4 protein-coding genes are annotated in these 5,237 nt (G+C 72.1%); 2 read left to right on the plus strand and 2 right to left on the minus strand.

The window, feature by feature from the left end; translation table 11 throughout:
• Positions 1 to 577: TetR/AcrR family transcriptional regulator (locus BZY54_RS45330; protein WP_086731190.1), on the minus strand; the 577-nt coding region annotated here is incomplete at its 3' end.
• A gap of 179 nt (positions 578 to 756) precedes the next feature.
• Between BZY54_RS45330 and BZY54_RS45335 the strand changes: the two genes are divergently transcribed.
• Complete coding sequence (locus BZY54_RS45335) at positions 757 to 1,662, plus strand: shikimate dehydrogenase (RefSeq protein WP_086731191.1); 906 nt, start codon at positions 757 to 759, stop codon at positions 1,660 to 1,662.
• Between the two features lie 47 nt (positions 1,663 to 1,709).
• Positions 1,710 to 3,500: a bifunctional sugar phosphate isomerase/epimerase/4-hydroxyphenylpyruvate dioxygenase family protein gene (locus BZY54_RS45340; protein ID WP_086731192.1), complete on the plus strand. Its 1,791-nt coding sequence runs from the start codon at positions 1,710 to 1,712 to the stop codon at positions 3,498 to 3,500.
• Positions 3,501 to 3,701: 201 nt separating this feature from the next.
• On the opposite strand, the gene BZY54_RS45345 is transcribed toward BZY54_RS45340, so the two are convergent.
• The gene (locus BZY54_RS45345; RefSeq protein WP_208640963.1) at positions 3,702 to 4,916 is read right to left on the minus strand and encodes an FAD-dependent monooxygenase; all 1,215 of its coding nucleotides are present in this window, start codon (positions 4,914 to 4,916) and stop codon (positions 3,702 to 3,704) included.
• Between the last annotated feature and the right edge of the window lie 321 nt (positions 4,917 to 5,237).

Genomic DNA, 5,237 nt, shown 5'->3' on the forward strand with positions numbered 1-5,237 from the left:
GGTCGCGGCCGAACAGGGCGCCGAAGGTGGACCGGTTGGCGACCCGGAAGAAGCAGAACGAGCTGATCATCGCGTGCAGGTCGACGGCGTCCACGTCGGCAGTGAACAGGCCCGACTCCTGCCCGGACGTCAGGATCCGGCGGATCACGTCCAGCGCCGGGGAGCCGATCCTGCCGAGCTTCTCCGAGGCGGCGATGTGCTCCGCCCCGTGGATGTTCTCGATGCTCACCAGGCGGATGAAGTCCGGGTGCCGCTCGTGGTGGTCGAAGGTCAGCTCGGCCAGCCGCCGGATGGCCGCGACCGGGTCCAGATGATCCACGTCCAGTTGCTGCTCGGCCTCGCGGATCACCCCGTACGCCCGCTCCAGGACGGCCGTGAACAGCTGCTCCTTGCCGCCGAAGTAGTAGTAGATCATCCGCTTCGTGGTGCGGGTCAGGGCGGCTATGTCGTCCACCCGGGCACCGTCGTAGCCGGCCCGGGCGAACTCCTGCGTGGCCACGTCGAGGATCTCGGCCCGGGTGCGGGCGGCGTCACGGGTGCGCACGCCTGATCGTGCCGGTTCGTCGACGCTCGTCATCACGTTCCTTCGCGAGTGGGGCGCAGGGGTCTGTGCTCTGGCTCGTGATTGTAGAAGCAGGGCCGTGCGTCCCGGGCGGGGTCTTCCCCGGGACCCCTGCGGCTGATATAGCTAACGTACTGGTTCGTACATTAGTGAGCTCGTTCGTTCGGCGCTCGCCCGCTCAGGAGGTTGCCGCGGTGGCCAAGGACTCGTATCTCGTCGGACTGATCGGTTCCGGCATCGGCCCGTCGTTCAGTCCGGCGCTGCACGAGCGGGAGGCGGACCGGCAGGGGCTGCGGCTGCTGTACCGGCTCATCGACATCGACCGCCTGGGACTGCCGCCCGAGGCGGTGGGCGACCTGCTGCGCTCCGCGCGCGACCTGGGCTTCGACGGGCTGAACATCACCCACCCCTGCAAGCAGGTCGTCCTGGAGCACCTGGACGACCTCGCCCCGCAGGCCGCGGCGCTCGGCGCGGTCAACACGGTCGTCTTCGAGGACGGCCGGGCCATCGGCCACAACACGGACGTCACCGGTTTCGCCGCCTCCTTCGCACGCGGCCTGCCCGACGCCCCGCTGGAGCGCGTGGTGCAGCTCGGCGCGGGCGGTGCCGGAGCCGCCGTCGCCCACGCCACGCTGACGCTGGGCGCCGAACGGGTCACCGTCGTCGACGCCCTGCCCGAGCGGGCCGCCGCCCTCGCCGACTCCCTGAACGGCCACTTCGGCGCCGGCCGGGCGGCCGCGGCGGCGCCCACGGCGCTGGCGGACCTGCTGGCCCGGGCCGACGGTCTCGTCCACGCGACCCCCACCGGCATGGCCGCCCACCCCGGGATCCCCCTCCCGGGCGACCTGCTGCACCCCGGCCTGTGGGTCGCCGAGGTGGTCTACCGCCCGCTGGAGACCGAACTGCTGCGCACCGCCCGCGCGGTCGGCTGCGCCACCCTCGACGGCGGTGGCATGGCCGCGTTCCAGGCCGCGGACGCGTTCCGGCTCTTCACCGGCCGGGAACCCGACAGTGCCCGGATGCTCGCCGACATCGCCGACATCGCCAGCACGGCCGGCAGCGCCGACCCGGCCGGCGACGCGGTCGCCGCGCGCCAGTAGAAGCGGCAGGAGCAGGGGAGCAGGGCGCAGGAGAAAGAGGAACCAAGGTGCGTACGTCCATCGCCACCGTCTCGCTGAGCGGATCGCTCACCGAGAAGCTCACGGCCGCCTCCCGGGCGGGCTTCGACGGTGTGGAGATCTTCGAGAACGATCTGCTCGCCAGCCCCCGCAGCCCCGAGGAGATTCGCGCCCGCTGCGCCGACCTCGGCCTCGCCATAGAGCTGTACCAGCCGATGCGGGACATCGAGGCGGTGCCCCGGGCCGAGTTCGCCCGCAACCTGCGCCGGGCGCGGAAGAAGTTCGAGCTGATGCGGCGGCTGGGTGCCGACACCGTGCTCGTCTGCTCCAGCGTCTCCCCGCTGGCCCGGGACGACGACGCCCTGGCCTCCGAGCAGCTGAGCGAACTCGCCGATCTCGCCCAGGACTTCGGTATCCGCGTCGCCTACGAGGCGCTCGCCTGGGGCCGGCACGTCAGCACCTACGACCACGCCTGGCACATCGTCGAGACGGCCGGGCACCCGGCGCTCGGCACCTGCCTGGACAGCTTCCACATCCTCTCCCGGGGGTCGGACCCCAAGGGCATCGAGGACATCCCCGGCGAGAAGATCTTCTTCCTCCAGCTCGCGGACGCTCCGCAGCTCGCGATGGACGTGCTCCAGTGGAGCCGCCACCACCGCTGCTTCCCCGGACAGGGCGGCTTCGACATCGCCGGGCTCCTGCGGCACGTGCTGCGCACGGGCTACGACGGCCCGCTCTCCCTGGAGGTCTTCAACGACGTCTTCCGGCAGGCCGAGGCCGGGCCCACGGCCGTCGACGCGCGCCGTTCGCTGCTCGTCCTCCAGGAGGCCGTCGGCACGGTGGAGCTGCCCGCGCCCGTGGTCCCCACCGGCGTCGCCTTCGCCGAACTGGTCACCCCGGACGCCGAGCCGGTCGCGGCCGTGCTGGGCGCGCTGGGCTTCGCCCGCACCGGCGGCCACCGCGGCAAGCCCGTCGACCTGTGGCAGCACGGCGAGGCCCGGATCCTCGTCAACACCGCGGGGGCCGTGCGCCGGGACGGCACCCGGCTCGCCGCGATCGGCCTGGAGTCACCGGACCCGGCCGCCGCCGCCCGCCGCGCCGAGGCCCTGCTGGCCCCCGTCCTGCCGCGCCGACGAGCCCCCGAGGACGTCCCGCTCGACGCGGTGGCGGCCCCGGACGGCACGGAGTTGTTCTTCTGCGCCACCGGCCGAGCGGACCTGCCCGACTGGCGGGCCGACTTCGAGGACACCGCCGACGCGCCCGCCGCCCCGGGCGTGGCACGCGTCGACCACCTCGCCCTCACCCAGCCCTGGCACCACTTCGACGAGGCGGCCCTCTTCCACCGCAGCGTCCTCGGGCTGGACGCCCAGGAGAGCGTCGACGTCGCCGACCCCTACGGCCTGCTGCGCAGCCGCGCCGTCACCAACCCCGGCGGCAGCGTGCGGATCGCCCTCGGCGTCGGCGCCGCGCCCACCGACGACACCGTCCACGCCCAGCACCTCGCGCTGGCCACGGACGACGTGGTGGCCGCCGCCCGCCGCTTCCTGGCGGCCGGGGGCCGGCTGCTCCCGGTGCCCGCGAACTACTACGACGACCTGGCGGCACGGTTCGAGCTGACCGACGAGGAACTGGACACCTACCGCGGCCTCGGCATCCTCTACGACCGCGACGCGGGCGGCGCCTTCCGGCACTGCTACACCGAGACCGTGGGCCGGGTCTTCTTCGAACTCGTCCAGCGGGATCCCGGCTACCGCGGCTATGGCGCCACGAACGCGCCCGTGCGGCTGGCGGCCCAGCATGCCCAGCGCCCGGTGCGCTGACGGCCCGCCGCCAGGCCGGAGCCGATGGTAGCCGGCTCGGCCGGACGAACCGACCGGGCGCCACGGCCCATGCGTCCGATCCGGGAGCGGAGTGCGGGCCGTTAGTCCTCGCCCGCCGGCTCGAGCCCGAGTGTCCTTTCCACCGGCCACTGCTGAGCGCGGCCGGTCGACTACCGCACCGGACGGCACGAGCCCGGCTGCCTACCTGTCCGGGCCGGTCTGGCGCGGCTGGTTGCCTCTCCCTTCGCCTCGCCGACGGGCGAGGTACCAGCGTTGGCCGGTGGCGAAGGCGCGCCGCGCCGTGCGGACGGCGGCGATCTGGGTGGCGAGGTGGAGTTGATGATGCCAGGGGTTCTGGCCACCGTGGCGTACGGACATGGCGTGCGCGAAGGCCACAGCATCGCGGTCGGCGTACTGGTCCAGGTGCTCGAACCACGCCATGCTGGTACGCGCTGCCGCCTGCACCGGATGGAGTTCCGCGCGGCGGTGGCGGTCGTACTCCCGCAGCGCGTCCTCCACATCGAGGTATTCCTGCAGGCTGTGTGCGAGGACGATCGCGTCGATGATCGCCAGTCTGGTGCCCGAGCCCAGCGTGAAGTGGGTGGTGTGGGCAGCGTCGCCGACGAGTACCGTCGTGCCCTGGTACCAGGTCTTGTTGGTCACGTGTGCGAAGCGCTGCCAATGCGGCGACGCATCCCGTGATCGGCTGATCAGGCGGTGGCCGTCGAGTGCGCGATGGAAGATGTCCTCCAGCAGCCGCATTCCCTGGTCGTGGGCCGGCACGTCGAGGCCCAGACCGTGCCAGGTCTGCGGCGAGCATTCGACGATGCAGGTGCTGATTCCCGCGACCGACGGATAGGCGTGAAACCAGATCCATCCGGCCCGCGTCCGCTCGAAGTCGAACACGAAACTGCGGAACGCCTGGTCCGTGCCAAGCCAGGTGTAGGGGTTGAGACCGACCTCGATGTGCGTTCCGAACGCGGCGCTCTGTCCGCGGATCCGGCTGTTCGCACCGTCGGCGGCAACGAGAAGGTCCGCCTCGGGAAGCGTCGAGGCATCGGCGACACGGTGGCCGTACTGGACATCGACTCCGAGCTGGGCGGCACGCCGGGCCAGGACTTCGAGCAACGCGGATCGGCTGATGCTGTATCCGTAGCCCCCGAAGTACGCCGTCTGCTCGCCGCCGGAGCCGTGCACCCGCACCTCCTGGTCCTGCCACAGCACGGACCTGGCGGTGACTTCCCGGGCGCTTTCCGGGTCGTTGCGATAGAGGACGTCCAACAGGTCGTCCCAGTACACGACGCCCCAGCCGTAGGTGGCCGCAGGCGGGTCGCGGTCGTACACCGTGATCTCGTGCCCGGCATCGCGCAACTTGGCCGAGATCGCGAAGTACAGCCCCGCAGGCCCCGCTCCCACACACACGATCCTCATCGCCGGACACCGCCCGAGGACCGGTCGAACGGGACGCGCGCCGCTCCGGACCGGTCCGGATGCCCGAGCTGGCCGGGCATCCGGACGCAGCACTCACACAACTGCCGCACGGTGATCGGAGCTCACTGCGCCGGAGCGTCAGTAACCATGCCCGCCGCCACCGTGATCACCGCCACCACCGTGGTCGCCACCGTGATCACCACCACCGCCGTGGTCGCCGCCGAAGCCGTGGTCACCGCCGAAGCCGTGGTCACCACCGAACCCGTGGTCGCCGCCGAAGCCGTGGTCACCACCGAACCCGTGGTC

The organism is Streptomyces carpinensis, from assembly GCF_002154505.1.
Classification (GTDB): Bacteria; Actinomycetota; Actinomycetes; order Streptomycetales; family Streptomycetaceae; genus Streptomyces; species Streptomyces carpinensis.